Here is a 22,192-nt window from a genome sequence, read left to right as displayed (position 1 = left end):
GGCTTTCCGGCCATTGCTGGCCGATCAGCCCCAGTGCGGAGGCTTTTGCTCTTTCAGCCACTGCTCATGGTCGTAGCCGGCCTCATCGCCCCAGCGGCGGGGATCATCTTCCGCGGCCTTGGTGGGAAGAATCCCGCCGGCGCCTGGCTTGGCAGCCGTCGACCTCGAGTCAGCTGCTTCCTCGGCAGGGCCGTCACCCGGTGCGCCGAATTCCGTTGCGGCGTCGTCTTCCATACCGGTTCCTTGTTCCATCCGTGGTGCTTCTTTCCCGTTTTCCGTGACGCCATGCGCTTCACCGGCGGCGGCATGAGGCTCGTCGCCCGCCGCGAGTGCAGAGCTAGGGGCGAACGTCGGCTGCCCCTTGTCCACATTCAATTGTTCAACATCCATGTCCAGGAAGCCATGCTGGGGCGACGTCGATCGCGGGATGTGATTTTCCAACCCAAGGTAGGATCCAATCCGATCCGCGCAGGACGAGGGGTCCGTGAAGACCTCGATGGTCCAAAGCGACATGTAACGCCAGCCCATGTGCTCAAGCAGTTGCGGCCGCAAGCGGCTGCGTTCGCGGACGCTCATTCGCCGGTAGCGTTCCGTGCCGTCGGATTCGATGGCAACAGGCGTGGGGATCTCGGCGCCCTCGCGGCCGATCGTGTGAACGGGGTCCGCTGCGGCTGCTATGTCCAGCACTCCGTCGTAGAGGTGCCAGACACGGGCTCCCCTGGCACGCAGGCGTTCTCCGAGGTCGGCCACCAGGGGATCTTCACCCAGCGCCTGCTCACTGGCCACAGCACGGGAAGCAGGCGTTCCAAGGTTGCTGTTGCCGGAGAGTTCCCGGTCCAGCAGTTCGTAGAAGTCCACAGCACCATGAGCCAGACGATCCAGATCGAGGTCCTCGGGCCGGAAGCAACTCAGGACGTGCATCGAACGCCGGGCTCGGGTCATCGCCAGCGCGAAGCGGTTCCTGCCACCCTCAGCGGACAGCGGGCCAAACGAGTGCAGCGCCCGGCCATGCGGCGTGCGGCCATAGCCGAGGGAGAAGATGACATGGTCCCTCACCAGCCCCTGGGCGCGCTCAAGATCCACCACGCGGAAGGATTCGGGCCCAGCGCCGAAGAAGGTGGCCAACAAGGGATGGTTAGGCAGTTGGAGCCTGATGGCCTCGCCAATCCGGGCAGCGTGACGCAGGCTGGCCGTCACCACCGCCAAGGACGTGCGGGGCCGGAGCCGGGCATGTTCGAAGACAAGGTCCACCACGCGGTTGACTTCCGCGGTGACGGACTCCACGCCTTCGTGGTCGGCGCCCGGGAGCCCTGTGCCGTCCGGAATGTACTCCACCAGGATGGAACGGTCGAGTCCGGTGACGGAGTTGCCATCAGGCAGCCGCCTCAGACCACCGTCGTAGTAGTTCTTGCTCAACTGGAGGATCAGGTCCTCGTCCACTGCGCGGTACACCCAGTTCAGCTGCCAGGTGGGAAGAACCCTGGCCAGTGCCTTGAATGCACTGTCCACATTCTCGTGGCTGGTAACACCGGCAACCGGCGGTTCCACTGCCACGCTGAAGGTGCGTGCGTTGGCAATCTTCGCGTCCCCGAATGCCACTACCTGCTTCGCCCGGGCAATCGCAGGAAGAACGGCCTGCAGCGACGTGGACTCCGCATCAATAACAACAACGGCGTCGAACTTCTGTTCCGCCGGCAGGACGCCAGTGAGGAGGTAGGGGCTGACGGACCATACGGGGACCAGCAGGGGCACAAGGTCCGGTGCTTGGGCGCTCAATGCCGGCAACGTCACCCGGCCATCCTTCAGCAGTGCGCGGAGCAACTCCGCCTGCCGCGGATGTGCAAGGAGGCCTTGCCGCCACTTTTGAGCCAGCTGCCAGCGGAGTCGGGCGGCGCCACTGGCAATGTGTGCTTGGTCCGCAAGACGATATTCGGCCTCGAGACGGCGCAACGAATCACCGTCGGACATAGCCAGGTAATCGTCGCCACTGATCATGGCTTCCAAAGCGGACTGCCACCAGGCAAGGTCCAGTTCTGCCGCCACGGAAGACGCCGGAACCTCGCGGGCAGCCAAGTCGGAAAGCAACTCACCAAGGCCGTGCTCGCGCATCTCCTCGATGAGGAGCGTGCGCTCGGGAAGGGTCTCCAGCGTGGCCGTGTCGGCAACAAGCCGTTCCAGCCGCTCCATCAGTTCCAGGTACGGCGTCCCGTGCAGCGAACCCCCGGCGCTGGTGTGCTTGAGGGCATCACCGAGGCGGCGAAGTTCGCCGTCGAGTTCCCGGTACAGAGAACCAAGATCGGCAAGCCCGGAAGGTACCGCGGGGTGTCGTTGGGTTGTGGCATAGCCAGCCCAGAGAGCACGCTGCTCCTGAACCAGGACCAGAGAGCTGTGGAGATCGGCGATATGCACGCCGGGCCGCACGTACTCTTTGGCGACCCGCCGCAAACGGGAGCGCTGCATGGAGGGCATCTCCAGGTTGCGCTCACGGCGCCAAGCCGAGCTGGCGGTAGCGGAAATAAGGTCGTGCACCGGCCGGTCGAAGATGTCAGGAGTGAACTTGTCCAGGCTCTCCCGCACCGCAATCAGCAATTCAAGCTGGGCACCCCACTCAGTGAAGGTATCGCCCAGCCGGATTTCGGCGTGATCGGAAAGCTGCTTCATCCGGTCCCGCAGGACAGGAAGCTTCTCTTCCGCCATGCGTGCCAACTGCTGGGCTTCCTCGGTTTCCTTGCGGGTGACCAACCGGGCTCCGTACCACGGGCTTGAGGTGGAAGCCTTGCTGAAGCTGCCCAGCTCGGCTGCGCGGAACAAACGGCCCGCGAGTTCTTCACGGTCCTTGATGTTGTCCAGGACGCTGCGCTTCAGGCGAACCGTAGTGGAAGGCGCGGGGTGGATGGACGTCAGCTCCGCAAGCGATTGCATTGCCTGGTACGGCGAGCAACCCCAGCGTTCGCGGACATTGTGCAGCGAGGCAACATGGTCCATCAGGGCGTGGCGGTGTCCGGTCAGTGTCTGGTGCAGGTTGCCCAGCTGTGGTTCAAGAGCTTTTTCATTGCGCATGATGGCCCGGACCAGCTGGCCCTTGAGCTGCTGTGGAGTGGTTCCGTTGCCCGGGCGGAAGAGCATCGAATCGAGGCCGAGCGATTCCAGGTGGGCGGAGAGTCCCGCGAGGCTGGACTGTCTGTCCCCTACTACCAGCACGGACTTGCCTTCGCTGACCAGCGCACCGATAGCATTGATGGCTGTCTGCGTCTGTCCGCTGCCCGGCGGCGTGCTGACAACCAGTGAGTCCCCGGCGCGCACAGCGTCCACCACGTACTGCTGGTCTGTGTCAGCGTCGAGGAGGAGGAGCTCATCTGCCGGATCACGAAGGTCCAGGCTGGGGAACCGGCCCGCTTTGATGGTCTCCGGCTCAATGTCACCACCGTTTGCGGCAAGTGAGAGCGCCGCAATCGTGGGGTTGTTCATGTTGATCCACGGATCATCGAGGTTGCCTGAGAGATCGGCCAGCGTAGTGACCAGCAGGTTGAACTCCACCTCGGCGCCATGAATGGGCTGGACGAGGGTGGACAGCCGGTCCAGCACAGGCTGGGGATCGAACCGCGCCGTGTTGTAGGCCATGCGCGCTACGGCGTTGACGTCAAAAACGATGCCATGGACAGACTTCAGATGACGCACCAAGGCAGGGTTCATGCGTGCCTGCTCCGTGAGCTGGAGTTCGAAGTCGTCTTCTCCCGGCCTGACCGTCAGGATGATGGAGGTGAGCATCACAGGCGCTGAAACGCGCTGAGGCTTACCGCCAACAGCAGAGGTCCACACAACAGTGCCCGCGGACAAGTAACCGGCCTCTATACCGCGATCGTTGCTCAGCTCGAAGATCTTGGACCTGATATTCCGCGCTGCCCGTGCCGCCACCAAGTATTGTTGGCGGTCCCTGATCAGTGTGGACAGGCGCGTTCTGCGGCCTGCGAGCAACTGCGCCAGCCCCGAGGGGTGCGCATTGCTGAGATCGATAGCCCCTTCGGGCGTCTTGACGAAACGCAGCATCGTGTCTGCCCCGGTGACGGGCTTAAGACCAGACAGCCATTTACGGAGCTCTTCGGAGCCCTCTTCCTGGCCTTGACCTACTGACACAACTTCTGCCTTCTTTTCTGTACTAGCTTTAGACGCCTTGGACCATACCGGCATACCTTCGAGGGTAGCGGGAATACCCTTCCAGCCCGCTCCGCAACGCTGTTCCGACGCGAAATTCGCCGTCATTTCACAGGTGCCTGCTGATTTCCCGGGCCAGGAATGCTCTCAGGGTGCAAGCAAAGTGGCCGGCCTCCCAGAGGAAGCCGGCCACTTGGAATGCTATTCCCACTCGATGGTTCCCGGTGGCTTGCTGGTCACGTCCAGCACCACTCGGTTTACTCCATCAACCTCATTGGTAATGCGGTTGGAGATCCGGGCAAGGAGGTCATAGGGCAACCGCGACCAGTCCGCCGTCATGGCGTCTTCGGAAGACACCGGACGCAGCACGATCGGGTGGCCGTAGGTCCGGCCGTCACCCTGGACGCCAACGCTGCGGACATCGGCCAGGAGGACTACCGGCATCTGCCAGACGTCGTTGTCCAAGCCTGCAGCCGTGAGTTCTGCACGGGCAATGGCATCAGCCTTGCGCAGCAGGTCCAGGCGCTCCTTGGTGACTTCACCAACGATACGGATACCCAGGCCGGGACCCGGGAAGGGCTGGCGGCCAACGATTTCCTGCGGGAGGCCAAGCTGGGCACCGACCGCACGGACCTCGTCCTTGAACAATGCGCGGAGCGGCTCAACGAGCTCGAACTGCAGATCCTCGGGAAGACCGCCCACGTTGTGGTGGCTCTTGATGTTTGCAGCACCTTCGCCACCGCCGGATTCGACGACGTCCGGGTACAGGGTTCCTTGAACCAGGAACTTGATCTTCTCGCCCTCGGCAGCGGCCTCGGCGATGATGGCCCGCTCCGCTTCCTCGAAGGCGCGAATGAATTCGCGGCCAATGATCTTGCGCTTGGTCTCGGGGTCGCTGACGCCTGCCAGGGCCGACAGGAAGCGTTCCTGCTCGTTGGCGACGTAGAGGTTCACTCCCGTGGCCGCCACGAAGTCGCGCTCAACCTGCTCGGCTTCGCCTTCACGCAGGAGGCCATGGTCAACGAAGACACACGTCAGCTGGTCGCCAACGGCGCGCTGGACCAAAGCGGCAGCTACTGCGGAGTCGACACCACCGGAGAGGCCGCAGATGACCTTGGAGTCCCCGATCTGCCGGCGGATACGATCCACCTGCTCTTCGAGGATGTTGCCCGTGGTCCAGTTGGGGCTCAGGCCCGCACCCTTGAACAGGAAGTTCTCCAGGACGTGCTGTCCAAGGACAGAGTGCTTCACTTCCGGGTGCCACTGCACTCCGTAAAGGCGCTTCTCATCGTTGGCGAAGGCAGCTACCGGGGCTCCCGCCGTAGTCGCCAGCACTTCAAAGCCCTCGGGGGCCTCGTGAACGGAGTCGCCGTGGCTCATCCAGGTGTTCTGGGACGTGGGGACACCGTCGAGGATGGAGCGCGCGTCACCCACTAGGAGCGCTTCGGTGGCACCGTATTCCCGCAGACCGGTCTGGGCCACCTTGCCGCCCAGGGCATTCGCCATGGCCTGGAATCCGTAGCAGATGCCAAAGACGGGTACACCGGCTTCGAAGAGGTCGGCGCCCACGAACGGGGCTCCCTCTGCGTACACGCTGGAGGGCCCTCCGGAGAGAATGATGGCTGCCGGGTTCTTGGCCAGAAGCTGCTCGGTGGTGAAGGTATGCGGAACAATTTCCGAATACACATTCGCTTCGCGGACGCGGCGGGCAATCAGCTGCGCGTACTGGGCACCGTAGTCAACAACCAGCACCGGCTTCTGGGAAGTTTGGGGTGCGGTGGGAGTAGTCACCAGACAAGACTACTTTGCCGGGCCGCCCCGGTGCACGTTGACAAGGACGGCCGAGGGCCAAAACAGGCCCTGCAGTTAGGCATCTCACACTGGGATGCCGTCAGGTCCTAGTAACGCTTGGACGCCTGCGGGTTGGCAGCAAGTTCCGCTTCGACCTGCGCATGGAATTTCTTCTCAACAATGAACGACAGCAGCGGGATGACGCCGCCCAGCGCCAGGAGGACCATTTTGGAGAAAGGCCAGCGCATGAGGGACCACAAACGGAAGTTGGAGACCAGGTACACCACGTACATCCACCCGTGCACGATCAGCACCGACGTGGAGATGTTGAACCCGCCGATCACGCCCTTGGGCTCGGACTCAGCGAAACCGAAGCCGAAGGGTTGCCCGGTAACCGCATTGGTACCGCCGGCGAAGAGCGAGACGCCAAAGCCGTAGCGCGCGATCAATTCGGCGCAAAGGAGGAGCAGCATGGCGCCTGTGAGATATGCCATGACCTTGTAGAACTTCAACGCCGAACGGATCTGGGCTTCCGTTCCGCCGAACCGGCGCTTCTTGGGCTTGGATCCGGATTGCTCGGGCTGGATGGCCGGTTTTGGCTCAATCATTGCTGCACCTTATGTTCTGGCTCTGGGCTGGTTTTTTCTGGGGTGGCTTCGTCATGGGCCGGCTCGTCGACATCCTCGAAGTCGTCATCCTCGAACTCATCCTCTTCGAGATCCCGTCGGTAATCGTCCTTCACCAGCCGCCACCAGATGAAGATCGAGAAGCCCGCGAAGACAACCCATTCAACCGCGTAGAAGAGATTGAGCCAATTGACCTGCTCTGCAGGTGGCTGCGGCGGGATGTTCAGGGCCCTGACGTTTTCGCCGAGCGGAATTGGCACGCCGCCTGAAACTTCCGATGTCGCAGCGATGAAGCCCGGGTAGCTGGAAACTTCCCACTTGTTGATGAGCTCCGCAGAGGAGACCGCAGACGCACGGCCCGGACCGGCGTCGACGTTTGGAACGGGCGCTTCGGAAGGAATGAGGCGACCGGTCAGGATGATGGTTCCCGACGGCGGGGGGCCGGCTTGGGCGGCGTCAGCCACCCAGCCCCGGGCGACCGGAATCCACGTCTGGGGAGAAGCGCCGACACCGCTCAGCGTCGGGGCGCTGTTGACGGCAAAGGCAGAGACGATCCAGAAGCCCTTTTGGTTGTTGTACAGGCGGCCCTCGACCAGGACCTGCTTGCTGGGGTCGTACGTTCCTGTGGCGGTGACCATCTGGTCCGAGACCGAACCCGGGAAGAACTGGCCAGGTTTAAGGACGTCCACCAGCGGTTTCACTTCTTCGATGCTGGACGGCGGAGGTGGCTCGTGCTGGGCGGACCGGCTGAGCTGCCATTGGCTGAGCAGCACAAACACCCCGGACAGCAGAAGCGCAAAGACCAGTCCTGCGATCCAGCGGGGTTTCAACGCGGTTTTCAACACCCCTTAACCGTACTTCGTCCGGCTGTAGAACAACGAAACGAGGCCGTATGGGCGGCTTCGATCACTGTCAGTGGTCGAAGAACACCAGGCTTGAGTTAATGAGCTCGGAGATAACCTCGGGATCGTGGGCCCGCCGGAGGGACTCCCTGAAGGACTCCTTGGAGAGTGAGCGGGCCAGCGTGGCAAGAACCTCGAGGTGGTCGGAGAAGGAACTGGCGGGCGTGGCGATGAGCAGGATCAGGGTGGCCGGCCCGTCAGTTGCCCCGAAGTCCAAAGCGTGACCGAATTTGGTCACTCCCACTGCGATGGAGATCCTGTCCACGAATTCGCTGCGCGCATGCGGAAGTCCGATGCCGCCGGGCAGCCCGGTGGCGAGCTGGTGCTCCCGTGAGTGTACCTGCTCCAGGAAGCCCTCAAGATTGGTAATCCTGCCGGCCTCGTGCAGCTTGTGGGCCAGTTGGGCAGCGGCGTCTATCTTGTCCTCTGCGACGAGTTCCAGGATGACGGTGTCCGGGGTGGTCAGTTCCGCGTCGTACCGGTCAAGTGGTTCAGCCAAGTCGTGTTCCCTCCAGTTGGCCTTCCGGCCGCATTTCCGTGTACTGGTCAGCGAAGGGGAACGATGTCATCCACTCCCATGCGCGCAGCATCAGCCGACTCGTCGTCGGGCTGCTGCTGACTGAGCCGTTCCGCTTCCACGCGTGCAAGGTAGTGCTTGATTTCGCTTTCGCGCTGATTTTCGCTCCAGCCAAGGATTTCTCCCATCAGCTTAGCTACTACCGGGAGTGCAGACACCCCCCGGTCCCACGATTCGATCGAGATCCGTGTTCGCCGCGTCAAAACGTCGTGAACATGCCGCGCTCCTTCGTGGGTTGTCGCATACACGACCTCTGCCGCCAAATAGTCATCGGCGCCAGGCAGGGGTTCGCCCAGCTCGGGACGGTTGGAGATCAACTCCAGCACTTCGGGAGTCATGGAGCCATAGCGGTTTAGAAGGTGCTCGACCCGGGCGACGTGCACGCCGGCTTCCTCCGCGGAACGAGACCTACGGTTCCAGGCGGCCTTGAACCCCTCTGCTCCGAGCAAGGGGATGGTGTCGGTACAGCTGGACGGGACACGTTCATCCATGGCCCTGGTGGCCTCATCCACAGCATCCTTGGCCATGACCCGGTACGTGGTGTATTTGCCGCCTGCCACCACCACGAGCCCCGGAACCGGATGCGCGACGACGTGCTCACGCGAGAGCTTGGCTGTGGAGTCATTCTCTCCGGCCAGCAAAGGCCGAAGACCGGCATAAACCCCTTCTACGTCCTCCCTGGTCAGCGGGCGCTTAAGGACCTTGTTGACGTGTTCCAGGACGTAGTCGATGTCCTTGCTGGAGGCCGCAGGATGCGCTTTGTCCAACGTCCAGTCGGTGTCTGTGGTGCCAATGATCCAGTGCCGACCCCACGGAATCACAAAGAGCACTGACTTTTCCGTGCGAAGAATCAGGCCCACGGTGGACTGGAAACGGTCCCGCGGCACCACCAGGTGGATGCCCTTGGAAGCACGGACCTTGAGCTGGCCCCGGTCCGTGACCATGGCCTGTGTTTCGTCTGTCCACACTCCAGTGGCGTTGACCACTTGCTTGGCCCGGACTTCGAAGACGCTGCCGTCCTCCTGGTTTTCGAGCTTGGCTCCCACTACACGTTCGCCCTCGCGAAGGAAGTCCACCACCCGAAGCCGGTTGGCGGCATGGGCGCCGTAGTGGGCAGCTGTCCTGACAACGTTGACCACCAGGCGGGCGTCGTCGACCTGCGCATCGTAATAGCGGATGGACCCAACAAAGGCGTCGTCTTTCAAGCTGGGGGCTGCGCGCAAGGTTCCACGCCTGAAGAGGTGCTTGTGCATGGGCACGCCGCGGCTGTGCCCCGACGTCAGGCCCAGCGTGTCGTAGAGCATGATGCCCGCACCGACGTACGGCCGCTCCCAGATCCTGCGGGTCAGCGGGTACAGGAAGGGCACCGGGCGCACCAAGTGGGGGGCGATCTGCTGGATCAGCAGTCCACGTTCCTGCAGTGCTTCCTGGACCAGGCCGAAATCGAGCATCTCGAGGTAGCGAAGGCCACCGTGGATGAGTTTGGAGGAACGGGACGATGTCCCGGAGGCCCAGTCCCTGGCCTCCACAATCCCCACAGTGAGGCCGCGGGTGACTGCATCGAGGGCTGCGCCGGCTCCCACCACACCTCCGCCGACAATCAGGATGTCGAGCTCCTTACCGGCCTCCGCAGTGGCTTTCAGGACTTCGATCGATGCGGCACGGGCTTCCGGGCTGAGTGCTCCCGGGGAACTCGCCTGTGGACCGCCTGCGACATTGCTCATCGGACCCCTCCTCAAACGCAACAGCTGGTAGTCCCCTACCCTACTTGCTGGCTGCCGCCTTGGGCAGGGCACAGGTCAGAGTGGCCCGAACTGCTTGTTTCCCTGTGGATCGTCCCAGGAGAGGGACATTGCTTCGAGCTCACGGCGAAGTTCCGGATCCGAAACTATGCGACGCCGAAAATGCTCGCGGGCATGCTCCGAAAAGTAGGCGGGCGCGGCAAACAGGCAGCCCGTTGCCAGCAGCAGGAGGGCGTAGGCCGCAACGAATCCCAGCGCCTGCCCTGCCCCCTCGTGAAGCAGTGGGTTTACCACGGGGAAGAGGCCCACGCCCAAAATGGCCGACAGGAATACCGCCAGCCCCACGCCGGAAGAGAATTTGCCAGGCGCGCGGGACGCCATCACTGGTCGAACCTTGGGGACTCCTTGAAGCCTGGCACGAAGTCCGGCAGCGACGCAGAACAGTGCCACACCCACAACAGCGAAGGAAATCACCGCACCGGGGCTGCCCCCAAGCACCAGAACCAGCAGCGCGGCGCCCAGCAGGCTGACGGCTGTACCGAGGCACGCCACGGCGAGTCCCAGAAATTGGCCTCTGTTCCACGCCATATCCCTCAAAACGGAGGGTACGGCGTCCGGGACCATCCGGCCGGTAGAGATCCAATAGTCCAGGGGGACCTGCTGTGGCCCTTGTCCAGGTGAGGGGAACTGCTGGCTCATGCGAAGGTCAGGGCCGCCGCGAATTCGCCGAAAGCCTCGCCTGCCGGGACTGGACGGTGGGGCGGGTTGTCTTCGTCCCCGGTGGCAAGAGTCCAGCTACCGTCGGCACCCGCTTTGAGGTGGGCCGTGAGCGGCGACCCCTCAGCCCGGTGGTGCTTGATCATGGCCGCGGCGGGCAGCCCGTCCGGACCATCCACCAGGTAGTGGCGGGCAATCTCGATTCCGAGGGGCAGCATTCCAGAGCGTGAATCAATCGGCTGAACCTCGTGGACACCGTAGCGGCTGAGGTTGAGGAGAACGGACCCCTGGTCCGAGCCGGCGGTAAACAGCACATGGTCGCTGTTGGGAGTGACCAAGGCCATTTCCAACCATTCATCCGCACTGGAAACGACAGCGGCCACTATGGCACCCCTGTCAACGGGGACAATGTCCTCACCATCGACTTCTGCCAGGCCACGCACCAGCAAAGTGGTGATCCCGGCCTGCTCCAGCACGTCTTTGTCCGCGACCCCGGACAGCCGGAACAGTTCACGGGTCTTCTCGGAGCCGCTGGTTGGCCGCATGGCCAGCAGCGCCAGAAGCTCGTGGTCCGTCAGCCGCAGGGTTTCCAGGTTTGCTGTTTCTGTCATGCCGTCCTCATGTTGGTTTGCTGGTTCCACGCTATCTCAGGAAATCGGGTCAACCGCCCAGCCAACCCCACACCTTCTTCGCCCCATCGGCCACAGCTTTGGCACCATCCTCCACGGCACCGGCGACGGCCTTGGCGCCGTCGACCACCATTTCGGAGGTGGACCCGTAGCCGAGCCCCTTCGCAAGGAGGCCCATTCCCGCCCATGCGAGGCTGGCACCGGCAAAGAAGGGTCCCACGACGGGCACGAAGCTTCCGGCCGCCAGAACAGTGGTGATACCTCCGTCGGCCATGGCGTAGCCGTCGCCGCGCATGTAGCCATCAGCAAACTGCGCCACACCCCCGATGACGCTCAGGACACCCGCTGCGCGGCCCACCATGGAGAGGCCGTTCAGGAGTTGTGTGCCTTTGAGGTACCCAACTCCGGGCATCTGTCCGAATTGGGCACCAAGAAGGCTCCACGGCTGGCGTACCAGGAGATTTGCCTTGGCCATCTTGTTGAGGAGGACATCGGCGATGAAGCCCCCACCGGAAGCGGCGAAGTTCAGCCCTTGGTAGCCGGTGTTGCCGTTGGCCTCCACCACCGGCGAAAACGGCGTGGTCCCTGGTCCGGACCCCGCCCCGGAACCGGAACCCTGCGACGTTCCGCCGGAACCCTGGCTTGCCTGTTCCTGCTCATCTGCCTGGGCAAGGAGCGACTTCGCCTGGGTACGGAGCGATTCGCTGGCCTTGTGCAGCATGGGCCGCATCTTCCCGGACCATTCGGAGCGGAAACGCTCGCCGTCGGCACCCTTCCAGGCAGTGGACGCGACGATGCCGTTGATATTGAGCTCCAGGCTGGACAAGGAGTTTCCCGAGGCCCCCATCACTTTGGACAATGACCTTAGCTGGGCAACATCTGCCCCAAAAATGCCCGGTGCCATTCCCTACCCCCACGTCTCTGCCAGCAAAAGTTCTTCGGCCGCCAGACTACTGGGATCGGCGGAGAGCCGCGATGGGGAGTACTCCCCGGGATACAGGAAACCCCTATCGTTCCGACCACGTCGGAGCGATAGGGGTTTCCTAACGGGCTGTGCTGTCAGTTGCCTGCGTACGGCGAGACGACGACGTCAACCCGCTGGAACTCCTTGAGGTCCGAGTAGCCGGTGGTAGCCATGGAACGGCGCAACGCACCGATGAGGTTGGAGGTGCCATCGGTGTGGTGGCCGGGTCCGAAGAGGACTTCTTCCAGCGGACCGACAGTTCCAACGTTGACGCGGTCGCCACGGGGCGACTCGAGGTGGTGCGCTTCCGGGCCCCAGTGCCAGCCGCGGCCCGGCGCTTCCTCGGCGCGTGCCAACGCGCTGCCGAGCATGACGGCGTCGGCACCCATCGCAATGGCCTTGACGATGTCGCCCGAGCTTCCCATGCCGCCGTCGGCGATGACGTGAACGTAGCGGCCACCGGACTCATCCATGTAGTCGCGTCGTGCCGCAGCGACGTCGGAGATGGCCGATGCCATGGGCGAGTGGATGCCCAGTGCGCGGCGGGTGGTGGTGGTGGCGCCGCCGCCAAAGCCGACCAGGACACCGGCAGCACCTGTACGCATGAGGTGGAGCGCGGGCGTGTAGCCGGCCGCTCCGCCAACGATCACGGGGACGTCCAGTTCATAGATGAACTGCTTGAGGTTCAAGGGTTCGTGGTTCTTGGAGACGTGCTCAGCGGAGACGGTGGTGCCGCGGATGACAAAGATGTCGACGCCGGCCGCCACCACGGTCTTGTAGTGCTCCTGGGTGCGCTGCGGGGTCAGGGACCCAGCAACGGTGACGCCTGCGGCACGGATCTCAGCGAGGCGGGAGCTGATCAGTTCGGGCTGGACGGGAGCCTGGTAAAGATCCTGCATACGGCGGGTGACGGCCGGGCTGCTGGTCTCATCGGCCAGGGCGGCGATCTCGTCAAGCACCTTCTGCGGATCCTCATAGCGGGTCCAGAGACCTTCAAGGTCCAGAACCCCGAGGCCACCAAGCCGGCCAAAGGCAATTGCGGTATCGGGGGACATCACGGAGTCCATCGGGGCAGCAATTACGGGGGTGTCGAACTTGTAGGCGTCGATCTGCCAGGAGACAGAGACGTCCTTCGGGTCACGCGTCCGGCGGTTCGGGACGATCGCGATGTCATCCAGGGAGTAGGCACGACGCCCACGCTTGCCACGGCCAATCTCAATCTCATAAGTCACGGCTCTTACTTTACTGGACCCCTCCCAGAACCCCGATTCGACAAATAAACACTTCACAAACTGTGCCAATGGTCGCCGGGATGGCTTACCTGATCACGCCACTTCCTAAACTGGACACAGAACCGCTGAGGAGAAGGCAGTAATGACCACCCAGAACGAAGAACGCCAGGCGTCGGCCATCACCAACCATGAGCTCATTGCTCGCATAGCGCTGGAGGAGTACCCCGGGTGAGCTACCAGACCGGTCCCACTCCGCTTTCCCGCTCTGCCCGCCCCCTGGATTACTGGCTTTCCCCGGAGCTCTCGGCCATCACCCCGACGAATGCGCGTTCCCGCCTGCGTGAGCTCGCCAGCGCCCGAGGAGCTTACATGGGCGCGTGGGCTGCCGGAATCGGACTCGGCGGGTTCCTTGTCCTCCTGGGTGTAGTCCTGGCTGTTCGGCTCGGCACACCCGTAGCGCTTCCTGCCCTCGGCATTCCCGGCGCAGCCCTCGCCGCACTGTGCGGAATATCCTTCGCGCGGGTTCGGAACCGGTTGCCGCGGACAGACCGGGCACTGGTCAATCGTGGTCCTGGGAGCCTGCGCGGGGCGCTCTCCTTCGTGGCGTTCGTCCTGGTCGTCTTCACGGGACTGTTCGCTTTCACGGCCAAACCGTCCACCTGGCAGGATCCTGCCGCGCTGCTGACGCTGGCTACGGTTCTTGCCTTCATGGTGGGCCTCCTCGTGGTTGGGATCATCGTCCCGGCCACCATCGCGAGCCGTTCGAGGGAGTCGCTTCGCCGCAAGGCTGCAACTGATCCCCATTTCCGGGCGCTGCTGGAGCAGGACCTCGTCACGTGGCGTGATCCCTACGGCAACGCAGGATACGGCCCGCTCTAAGCCTCAGGGGGTGTTCTGCCTGGTCTCGTCCACCGAGAGCTGTGATTCGAACATCCGGAAGTAGCGGCCCCTCAACGCCACCAGTTCCTTGTGGGTCCCCTGCTCCGCGATCCGGCCGTCCTCCAGCATGTACACGATGTCAGCCTTCTCGATGGTGGCCAGGCGGTGGCTGATAGCGATGATGGTGCTGCTTCGGTCGGCGAACAGCCGGGTGAAAATGCGGTGCTCGGCCAGTGCGTCAATGGCTGAGGTGGGCTCGTCCATGACCATGAACGAGGCGTCACGATAGAAGTTGCGCGCCATGGCCAGTCGCTGCCATTGCCCGCCGGACAGGCCACTCCCCTTGCGTCCGCGGGGGTCCTCCATCCAGTTGCTGACATGGTTTTCCAAGCCGTTGGGCAGCTTGTTGATGAACTCCATGGCCTCCGCGTCCGAAGCTGCGCGACGGATCCGGTCGTCGTCGCGGGGTTGGTCCACATCGCCGAGGTAGATGTTCTCCGCAGCTGTGGCGAACTCGTACTTCAGGAACTCCTGGCTGAGTACTGCCAGGTGCCGGTGCCAACTGGTGACATCAATCCCGGCAAGATCCACGCCGTCGAGCAGTACATGGCCGGAGTCAGGCCGGTACAGCCCCGCAAGGATACGGATCAGTGTGGACTTTCCCGCGCCGTTCTCACCGACGATCGCAATGTGCTGGCCCGCCGTGATGGTCATCGAAATGCCCTTGATGACCTCGATGTCGCTTCCGGTATAGCTGAAGCGGATGTCGCGGAGCTCCACGGTGGAGGGCGAAATGGTCAGGGGTTTTTCGTTGCCGCTGGGAACAGGCAAGGCCATGAACAGCTCATAATCCTTGAGGTTGGCGAGGTCCTCGTCGATGGAACTCAAGGAAGAGACAAGATTGTTGGCCGTGGAAAGTGCCCGGCTCACGATCTGCTGTACGTAGAGGAACTGACCCACCGGCTGGGCCCTGGCGATGATCTGCCCGACCACCCAGATCAGGGAAACCACCTCGGCACCATACTGCAGGGAGTCCGCAGCCAGCTGTTTGGGAATATACCGCTTCTGGAAATCCAGGCGTCGCTTCTCGTCTGCGTCGCGCAGGCGTGATCGCAGGTCCATCAGGTATCCAACGATGCCGTAGAGCCGCATCTCCGCGATGTGCTGCGGACGAAGCAGGTTCTGTTCGATCATCCGGCGTTGCCGGCGCGAATCCACTTGTGTGTTCCAGTGCGCGATCTGCTCACGCGACAGTTTGAACTGCAGATACACACTGGGCACGATGGCCACCAGGACGATGACGGCGATCCACCAACTGACCAGGACCAGCGCACCGATGGCGAGGATCACGGAGACCAGTTGGGTAAAGATTGCGGCAATCCTGTCCAGCACGCGGGCGTAGGAGTCCGAGAACCGCTTTGCGCGGTCGTAAAGGTCCACTGTCTCTTTGTCGTCGTAACGCCAAAACTCCAGCGCCAGGAATCGCTGGTACATCATGTCCCCTACGATCGCGCCCACCTTGAAGCTCATGAGCTGTTGGATGTAGCGGTCAACACTGCTGAAGGCACCCCAGAACAACCCCAGCGCAGCAGTGATGATGACGTACAGGATGGCTTGGGGACCGGCGTTGGGATCACCCGCGTAACCGGCTGCCAAGGCTGTGGTGGTCAGGGCGGCGAAGTAGGTGGTGACCAACGGGAGCGTGGCGGAGATCAACGAGCCAAGCACCTTCATGACCACCGCGACGGGCGAGGCCTTGAAACTAACTTTCAGGACCTGCCCGACGGCGCGTGCGTAAGGACGCAGCGCCAGCTTGCGGGGCGGCGTGTTGTTCAGTCGGACCGACTCCGGGTGCCGCGGTTGCGCGGGCTTTTCAGACATGACCCCAGCCTATTCTCATGGGCCGACAATTCCGCTTGCCCGTCAACAGCCGGCCCGTTAAAGAACTGTTCCCCGCGGATACTTCCACGGGGAACAGTCGACACTTTAGCGCGAGCCGTAGTTGGGGGCTTCCACGGTCATCTGGATGTCGTGGGGGTGCGATTCCTTCAGTCCGGCAGGCGTGATGCGAACGAACTTGCCGCGTGCCTTGAGCTCCGGAATTGTAGGTGCGCCCGTGTAGAACATGGTCTGACGGAGTCCGCCCACCAACTGGTAAGCGACCGAAGCCAACGGGCCTCGGAAGGCCACGCGGCCTTCGATGCCTTCGGGGATGAGCTTGTCATCACCGGAGACGTCTGCCTGGAAGTAGCGGTCCTTCGAGTAGGACGTGTTCTTACCGCGGGACTGCATGGCGCCGAGGGAACCCATGCCGCGGTAGCTCTTGAACTGCTTTCCGTTGACGAAAATGAGCTCACCCGGGGATTCTTCACAGCCGGCCAGCAGGGAGCCGAGCATGACGGTGTCTGCACCGGCGACCAGCGCCTTGCCGATGTCGCCCGAGTACTGCAGTCCGCCGTCGGCGATCAGCGGAACGCCCGCCGGGATGGCGGCCTTCGCGGATTCGTAAATGGCGGTGATCTGCGGAACACCAACACCGGCAACAACGCGTGTGGTGCAGATGGAGCCAGGGCCAACGCCCACCTTGATGCCGTCAGCGCCGGCGTCGATCAGGGCCTGAGCGCCTTCACGGGTTGCAGCCTGCCCACCGATGATGTCCACGTGGGCAGCAATCGGATCCGACTTCAGGCGGCGGATCATGTCCAGCACGCCTTGTGAGTGGCCGTTTGCAGTGTCCACAAACAGGGCATCCACGCCGGCGTCGATAAGCTTCATGGCGCGCTCCCAGCCGTCGCCGAAGAAGCCGATGGCAGCGCCGACGCGCAGGCGGCCCTCGTCATCCTTGGTGGCCAGCGGGTACTGCTCTGCCTTGGTGAAGTCCTTGGTGGTGATGAGGCCCTTAAGGCGGCCCTGCTCGTCAACCAAGGGAAGCTTCTCGATCTTGTTGGTGGCCAGCTTATGCGAGGCTTCCTCGCGGCTGATGCCCACGTGCCCGGTGATGAGGGGCATCTTGGTCATGGCATCGCTGACGCTGCGCAGCGGGAATTCCGATTCCGGGATGAAGCGGGTGTCGCGGTTGGTGACGATGCCCAACAGGCGTCCGTCAGTGTCCACGACGGGAAGGCCGGAGACGCGGTAGCGGGAACACAGTTCGTCCAGTTCCTGCAGCGTGGCCTGCGGGCCAATGGTCAGCGGGTTGGTGATCATGCCCGATTCGCTGCGCTTGACGCGGTCAACATGCTCGGCTTGGTCGTCGATGGACAGGTTGCGGTGAACCACACCCAGGCCACCCTGCCGGGCCATGGCGATGGCCATGCGGGACTCGGTCACCGTATCCATCGCTGCCGAAAGCAGAGGGGTCTGCACAGAGATGCGCTTGGAAATGCGGGAGGACGTGTCCGCCTCGGACGGAATGACGTCCGTGTGGCCGGGCAGCAACAGGACGTCGTCGTACGTCAGGCCAACAAAGCCAAAGGGATCGTGTTCGGGCTGGGTCATGAGTGTGCGCCTCTTACCTGGATTCTGGGGGGCTAACTGGTAGGGGTTGCAACTGATGACCAGCCCGTCATTACGGGACTGGCCTGTGCATTCGTACTGCGGCATGGGTACTGCATGGGAGAAAGTGCTGCCGGGTATTGAATAAATAGTAGAACCTCTGCGCCAATCGCCATATTCCGCGACGCCTCAGTGTGAGCAACAGCACTGGCGGCAGGCCGCCGTCGTATGTTTGCGGAGCCCGCTGCAGCGGTCCTAAGCACCGGACCACCCGGTGGCCGCCAGGAGCCGCTCCTCGAACATGGGGATCATGCTCTGCACATACGTCTTGGTGAGGTGGTTGTCATCCTTGTAGACGTAGACGTTGCCCACCACGGCCGGACAAGAACCCTGCTCGCAGATGAAGTCGCTCATGTCCATCAGGTAGAGCCGATCCACCTTGCCCACGTAGTCGTCCAAAGGCGAGGACGCGGCCAGCGACTCCTCCAGTGGAGCATTGCAGTCCGGCGAATCAGGGCCCTTCTTCTGCACGCATTCGGGCATGTTGATACTGAACCGGGGGTTGTCACGGACGCCCACCACATCAATCCCGGCATCCGTAAACGGCTGGATGCCCTCAAGGTAGCCGGGCACTTCCGTCTCGAACGGCTCAGTAGCGTGCGTCAGCGAAGCAACGGTGAACACGGCGTCAGGCTTGTGTTCCATGACGTAGGCAGCACTCGCCTTGTTGAACTCGTTGCATTCGTCGGTGCGCTCAGGGGACTCTGCGCCGAAGCGGCAACTGCCCTTCAGCAGGGTCACCACTTCCCACCCGTGTTGCTTGGCAATCGGCCCAAGGGCCGCCATGTATTGCTGGGCGTGCGAGTCGCCGAGCACCACGATCTCCTTGGTGACTTCCTCCGGTTCATCGTTCTGCAAGCAACCCTCCAGCAACGGGTCTGTGGGAACGTTGTCCCCCGTGCACAGCCCATCGATGTCTGCCCACTCATCCTTCATCGCAGCTGGCGCGGGGATGATCATGGCTTCCTGGGTGGGTTCCCCAATGAACTCCGGGGACAGTGCGGCCGCTCCCGGGGTCAGTTCCCTGGGTTGATCCGCGATGGCCGCACCTTCGGCCGCAATGGCTCCCTGCCAGGCGGTGACCGGCAGTGCCAGCAGCGCACCGCAGGAGGCAATCACGACGGCGGCACGCCAGGACCGCACATCCGGCCACTCCCAGCGGCGCATGGGAAGTTCCACATACCGTGTGGTGCCCACGGCCAGCAGCATGGAGACGGCCATGATTCCCAGGCCTTGAAGGAGGTTGGGCGTGGTGGTCCCCGTGATCAGGAGGAAGAACACCAGCACCGGCCAATGCCAGAGGTAAAGGGCATACGAGTTGTCACCCACAAGGACCATTGGCCGCGAACCCAGGAAACGGTCGGCACCGAAACGGCTGGTGCTCTGCCCGGCAACAATGACCGCTGCGGCGGCGAGGGTGGGCCACAGTGCGATGAATCCCGGGAAGGAACGGTCCACGGTCAGGACAAGTCCACAGGCAAGCATCGCCGTGATGCCCGCCCAGCCCAGGAAGACGCGAAGCCGGCGTCCCGGCTTGAGGTACGGCAAGGCCAGTGCGAGCAAGGAACCCAGCGCGAACTCCCAGAGGCGGGTGCGGGTATCGAAGTACGCGTATGCCTGGTTGCTGCTGGTTTGCTCGATGGAGTAAATGAGCGAGGCCACGAAGACCGCTCCGAAAACCATGAACAGCAGCGGCCGGTGGGCCACGGCCTTCCGGTGCGGGAACAGTTTGGCCAACTGCGGCTGCAGCAACGCCACGGCTGCGAAGATCAGCGGCCACAGGATGAATACCTGGCCCTGGACGGACAACGACCAGAAGTGCTGGAGCGGGCTCGCCCCGGAATGGTCCTGGGCGTAGTAGTCCACGGCAGTGTCAGCCAACTGCCAGTTCTGCCGGTACAGCAGCGACGCCCACGCCTCAGCGAGGACATCCGGCCAGCGGCTCTGCGGAATGAAGGCCCAGGTGGCGGTCAGCACCCCCAACAGGACAACGACGACGGCGGGCAGCAGCCGCTTGAACACGTGCAGCCAATGCCGTAGGAGCCTCAACGGCTTGCGGCTCTCAAGTTTGCGCGTGAATGACAGGGTCAGCAGGAAAGCTGAGATGAGCAGGAAGACATCAACTCCGCCGGAAACCCGGCCAAGCCAAATATGGTAGGCCGCCACCATCAGCACAGCCAAGGCGCGCAGTCCTTGGACCTCCGGACGGAAGCCGGGTTTCGACGTCGTGCGTTGTTCCCCGGCAGTTGCCGTTGCGGTAGCTTGTGTGTCCATCATCGCTGCCACCCCGTCGCGGCAAACCACCTTTCTTCAAACATCTCGCCCATGCTGGTCACATACGTCCTGGACAGGTGGTTGTCATCCAGATAGACGAACATATTGCCAACCACGCTCGGGCAGGTGACGCCATCGCACAGGAGGTCGGTCATGTCCAGGAACGCGGCGTTGCCAAAGTTCCCCTGCACGGCCGCGAATGGGCTTTCTGCAGCGAGCACGTCAGGCTGGTCGGACTTGCAGTCGGTGCTGTCCACGCCCTTGGATAAAGCACATTCGGTGACGTTGTAGTCGTACCGCGGGTTGTCACGGATGGCCACCACCTGAATGCCCAGGTCATTGAAGTTGGTCACGGTCTGCTCAAAGCCGTACACCAGCTGCTCGTCCGGCGACGACGGCGACGCCATGGTTCCCACCATAAAGACGGCGTCCGGCGCCTTGGCCGCGGCGTACTTGAACGCCGCCGCGTTGAAGTCGTTGCATCCGTCCTCAGCGTCCGGGTTCTCTGGCATGAAATGGCATCCGCCCAGCAGCAGGGCAGTTACCTTCCAGTGTTCCGCCTCGGCAAGGGGGCCGAGTGCGGCCAACCATTGCTGCGAGTGCGAGTCGCCCAAGACCAGGATCTCCTTGACGGCATCGTCCCCGATGCCGTTCTGCTGGCATTTCTCCTGCAGCATCTTTTCGTCCGGTTTCGACTCACCCTCGCACGGCCCCGCGAGCGTTGCCCAGTCCTCCGGGAGCTGCTCCGCTGTGGGCAATGTCTTCGCGTCGTCGCTGACCAGGTCCACATATCCGGGGAGCAGTGCGTGGGCGCCGGGGTTGTCCTTGAACGCCTGGGCCTGCGCCGCTTCGAGGTCAAGGTCCTGCTTGTACTGGAAGCCGAGCAGCGGCGCGCAAGCCACAGCGAGGCAGGCGGCGATGGCGATGGCCGAACGGCGCCGCTTAACCTCGGGCCATTTCCATTCCCGGAAGGGCTTCTCCACGTACTTGGTGGTCAGGAAGGCCAGGGCGAGGGACGCTGCGATGATCGCCGTTCCCGAAAGCCAGCCTGCGTGGTCCTTGCCGCTCCATGCCAAGGCGATCACCAAAATGGGCCAGTGCCAAAGGTAGAGCGCGTAGGAGTTGTCGCCAAGGCGGACCAGGAATTTTGAGCTCAGGATCCGGTCCACTCCGAAGCGGCTACCGGTCTGGCCGGCGGCAATAACGAAAACGGCAGCGAGGGTTGGCCACAGCGCGACGAACCCGGGGAACGCGGTCTGGACCTGCAGCAGGATCCCACACGTCAGCATGGCAACCACGCCGATCCAGCCCATGACCACGCGCACGGGCTTTGCGAAGTTCAAGCCCGGGAGGATCAGTGCCAGCAAGGTTCCGAGCGCGAACTCCCACAGCCGTGCGAACGTGTCGAAGTATGCCACGGCCTGGTTGTTGGCCGTGAAGATCACTGAGTACGCAAGGGAGACGACGAAGATGATCGCAAAGACGTACGCGAGCGTTGCCCGGTACCTCAGGCCGAAGCGGCGGCATAGAAGCGCCACCGTCGCGAAAATGACGGGCCACATGATGAAGACCTGGCCTTGGATGGACAGGGACCAGAAGTGCTGCAGAGGACTGGCGAGGCTGTGGTCCGTTGCGTAGTAGTTAACGGCCAGGCCTTGCAGGAGCCAGTTTTCGAAGTAGAACAGTGCGGCCCACGCCTGGTGCACCACCTCAACCCACCGGGTGGGAGGCAGGAAAGCGAAGGTTGCCGCGAGCGTGCCCAGGAGAACAACGACGACGGCGGGAAGCAGCCGCCGGAACAGGTGCAGCCAGTGCCGCAAGAGGTCCATGGGGCGGCCCTGCTTGTAGCGTCCGGTGAACTGCAGCGTCATGAGGAATGCGGAGATGAGAAGGAAGACATCCACGCCGCCGGAAACCCGTCCGATCCAGATGTGGTAACTCACCACCATGAGGACGGCGAGGGACCGAAGGCCTTGGATTTCAGGGCGGAACTTAGACTTTGCAACGGGTCCGGAAGCCCGCCTGCCGGGGCGGGCAGGGGCTGGGATCGTTGGCATAGTCACGTTCGGCAGTTCCTCAAAGCTGTGGCACAAAGCATCAATCATACGCGGATTGGCGGCTCCAACCCAGTCGGGGCAGCCTTTTGGACCGG

At 63.0% G+C, this 22,192-nt stretch carries 15 protein-coding genes; 1 reads left to right on the top strand and 14 read right to left on the bottom strand.

All coding sequences use genetic code 11. From position 1 onward, the window contains the following. Positions 1–24: 24 nt before the first annotated feature. The 10 genes from N7568_RS08800 to N7568_RS08755 all read right to left on the bottom strand — a co-directional run bounded on the left by N7568_RS08800 (position 25) and on the right by N7568_RS08755 (position 13,332). Positions 25–4,188, bottom strand: coding sequence for a DUF4011 domain-containing protein (locus tag N7568_RS08800; RefSeq protein ID WP_261609519.1), 4,164 nt, complete (start codon positions 4,186–4,188; stop codon positions 25–27). A 165-nt stretch (positions 4,189–4,353) separates the two neighbouring features. Next, positions 4,354–5,943: a glutamine-hydrolyzing GMP synthase gene (gene guaA, locus N7568_RS08795; protein WP_261609458.1), complete on the bottom strand. Its 1,590-nt coding sequence runs from the start codon at positions 5,941–5,943 to the stop codon at positions 4,354–4,356. A 107-nt stretch (positions 5,944–6,050) separates the two neighbouring features. After that, positions 6,051–6,551, bottom strand: a complete 501-nt coding sequence (locus N7568_RS08790; RefSeq protein ID WP_261609457.1) for a DUF3817 domain-containing protein — start codon at positions 6,549–6,551, stop codon at positions 6,051–6,053. Then, positions 6,548–7,414 (bottom strand): SURF1 family protein, encoded by an 867-nt coding sequence (locus N7568_RS08785; protein WP_261609456.1) that lies wholly within the window; start codon positions 7,412–7,414, stop codon positions 6,548–6,550. Before N7568_RS08785 ends, N7568_RS08790 begins: the two co-directional genes overlap by 4 nt. Positions 7,415–7,481: 67 nt before the next feature. Further along, positions 7,482–7,970: a PTS sugar transporter subunit IIA gene (locus N7568_RS08780; protein WP_261609455.1), complete on the bottom strand. Its 489-nt coding sequence runs from the start codon at positions 7,968–7,970 to the stop codon at positions 7,482–7,484. 47 nt (positions 7,971–8,017) lie between these two features. Further along, complete coding sequence (locus tag N7568_RS08775; RefSeq protein WP_261609454.1) at positions 8,018–9,772, bottom strand: glycerol-3-phosphate dehydrogenase/oxidase; 1,755 nt, start codon at positions 9,770–9,772, stop codon at positions 8,018–8,020. Between the two features lie 75 nt (positions 9,773–9,847). Continuing rightward, a complete protein-coding gene (locus tag N7568_RS08770) occupies positions 9,848–10,378 on the bottom strand; it encodes a hypothetical protein (protein ID WP_261609453.1) in 531 nt (176 codons plus the stop codon). A gap of 107 nt (positions 10,379–10,485) precedes the next feature. Next, positions 10,486–11,118: a hypothetical protein gene (locus tag N7568_RS08765; protein WP_261609452.1), complete on the bottom strand. Its 633-nt coding sequence runs from the start codon at positions 11,116–11,118 to the stop codon at positions 10,486–10,488. 49 nt (positions 11,119–11,167) lie between these two features. Next, positions 11,168–12,040: a hypothetical protein gene (locus tag N7568_RS08760; RefSeq protein ID WP_261609451.1), complete on the bottom strand. Its 873-nt coding sequence runs from the start codon at positions 12,038–12,040 to the stop codon at positions 11,168–11,170. Between the two features lie 155 nt (positions 12,041–12,195). Next, entirely contained in the window at positions 12,196–13,332 is a 1,137-nt protein-coding gene (locus N7568_RS08755; protein WP_159703872.1) for a GuaB3 family IMP dehydrogenase-related protein, read from the bottom strand. 228 nt (positions 13,333–13,560) lie between these two features. Here N7568_RS08755 and N7568_RS08750 point away from each other — a divergent pair, with 228 nt between their 5' ends. Further along, positions 13,561–14,211, top strand: coding sequence for a hypothetical protein (locus N7568_RS08750; RefSeq protein ID WP_261609450.1), 651 nt, complete (start codon positions 13,561–13,563; stop codon positions 14,209–14,211). Positions 14,212–14,214: 3 nt separating this feature from the next. Here the strand turns inward: N7568_RS08750 and N7568_RS08745 are convergent, their stop codons facing one another. The 4 genes from N7568_RS08745 to N7568_RS08730 form a co-directional block, all read right to left on the bottom strand. Beyond that, complete coding sequence (locus N7568_RS08745; protein ID WP_261609449.1) at positions 14,215–16,092, bottom strand: ABC transporter ATP-binding protein; 1,878 nt, start codon at positions 16,090–16,092, stop codon at positions 14,215–14,217. 105 nt (positions 16,093–16,197) lie between these two features. Further along, on the bottom strand, positions 16,198–17,709 hold the full coding sequence (guaB, locus tag N7568_RS08740) for an IMP dehydrogenase (RefSeq protein ID WP_159733591.1): 1,512 nt from the start codon (positions 17,707–17,709) through the stop codon (positions 16,198–16,200). A gap of 252 nt (positions 17,710–17,961) precedes the next feature. Further along, positions 17,962–20,043, bottom strand: coding sequence for an acyltransferase family protein (locus N7568_RS08735; protein ID WP_261609448.1), 2,082 nt, complete (start codon positions 20,041–20,043; stop codon positions 17,962–17,964). Beyond that, entirely contained in the window at positions 20,040–22,097 is a 2,058-nt protein-coding gene (locus N7568_RS08730) for an acyltransferase family protein (RefSeq protein WP_261609518.1), read from the bottom strand. The genes N7568_RS08735 and N7568_RS08730 overlap by 4 nt, the downstream gene beginning before the upstream one ends. Positions 22,098–22,192 lie beyond the last annotated feature (95 nt).

This window comes from Paenarthrobacter aurescens (assembly GCF_025421775.1).
GTDB classification, from domain to species: domain Bacteria; phylum Actinomycetota; class Actinomycetes; order Actinomycetales; family Micrococcaceae; genus Arthrobacter; species Arthrobacter aurescens_B.
Note: the sequence above shows the minus strand (reverse complement) of the source record. Positions and strands in the feature narration are given on the sequence as shown.

Excerpts from the sequence above, each read along its gene's own strand:
- N7568_RS08745 (WP_261609449.1), bottom strand. The coding sequence starts at position 16,092 with ATGTCTGAAAAGCCCGCGCAACCGCGGCACCCGGAGTCGGTCCGACTG.
- N7568_RS08800 (WP_261609519.1), bottom strand. The coding sequence starts at position 4,188 with ATGCCGGTATGGTCCAAGGCGTCTAAAGCTAGTACAGAAAAGAAGGCA.
- N7568_RS08770 (WP_261609453.1), bottom strand. The coding sequence starts at position 10,378 with ATGGCGTGGAACAGAGGCCAATTTCTGGGACTCGCCGTGGCGTGCCTC.
- N7568_RS08730 (WP_261609518.1), bottom strand. The coding sequence starts at position 22,097 with ATGCCAACGATCCCAGCCCCTGCCCGCCCCGGCAGGCGGGCTTCCGGA.
- N7568_RS08735 (WP_261609448.1), bottom strand. The coding sequence starts at position 20,043 with ATGATGGACACACAAGCTACCGCAACGGCAACTGCCGGGGAACAACGC.
- guaB (WP_159733591.1), bottom strand. The coding sequence starts at position 17,709 with ATGACCCAGCCCGAACACGATCCCTTTGGCTTTGTTGGCCTGACGTAC.
- N7568_RS08775 (WP_261609454.1), bottom strand. The coding sequence starts at position 9,772 with ATGAGCAATGTCGCAGGCGGTCCACAGGCGAGTTCCCCGGGAGCACTC.
- N7568_RS08760 (WP_261609451.1), bottom strand. The coding sequence starts at position 12,040 with ATGGCACCGGGCATTTTTGGGGCAGATGTTGCCCAGCTAAGGTCATTG.
- N7568_RS08765 (WP_261609452.1), bottom strand. The coding sequence starts at position 11,118 with ATGACAGAAACAGCAAACCTGGAAACCCTGCGGCTGACGGACCACGAG.
- N7568_RS08790 (WP_261609457.1), bottom strand. The coding sequence starts at position 6,551 with ATGATTGAGCCAAAACCGGCCATCCAGCCCGAGCAATCCGGATCCAAG.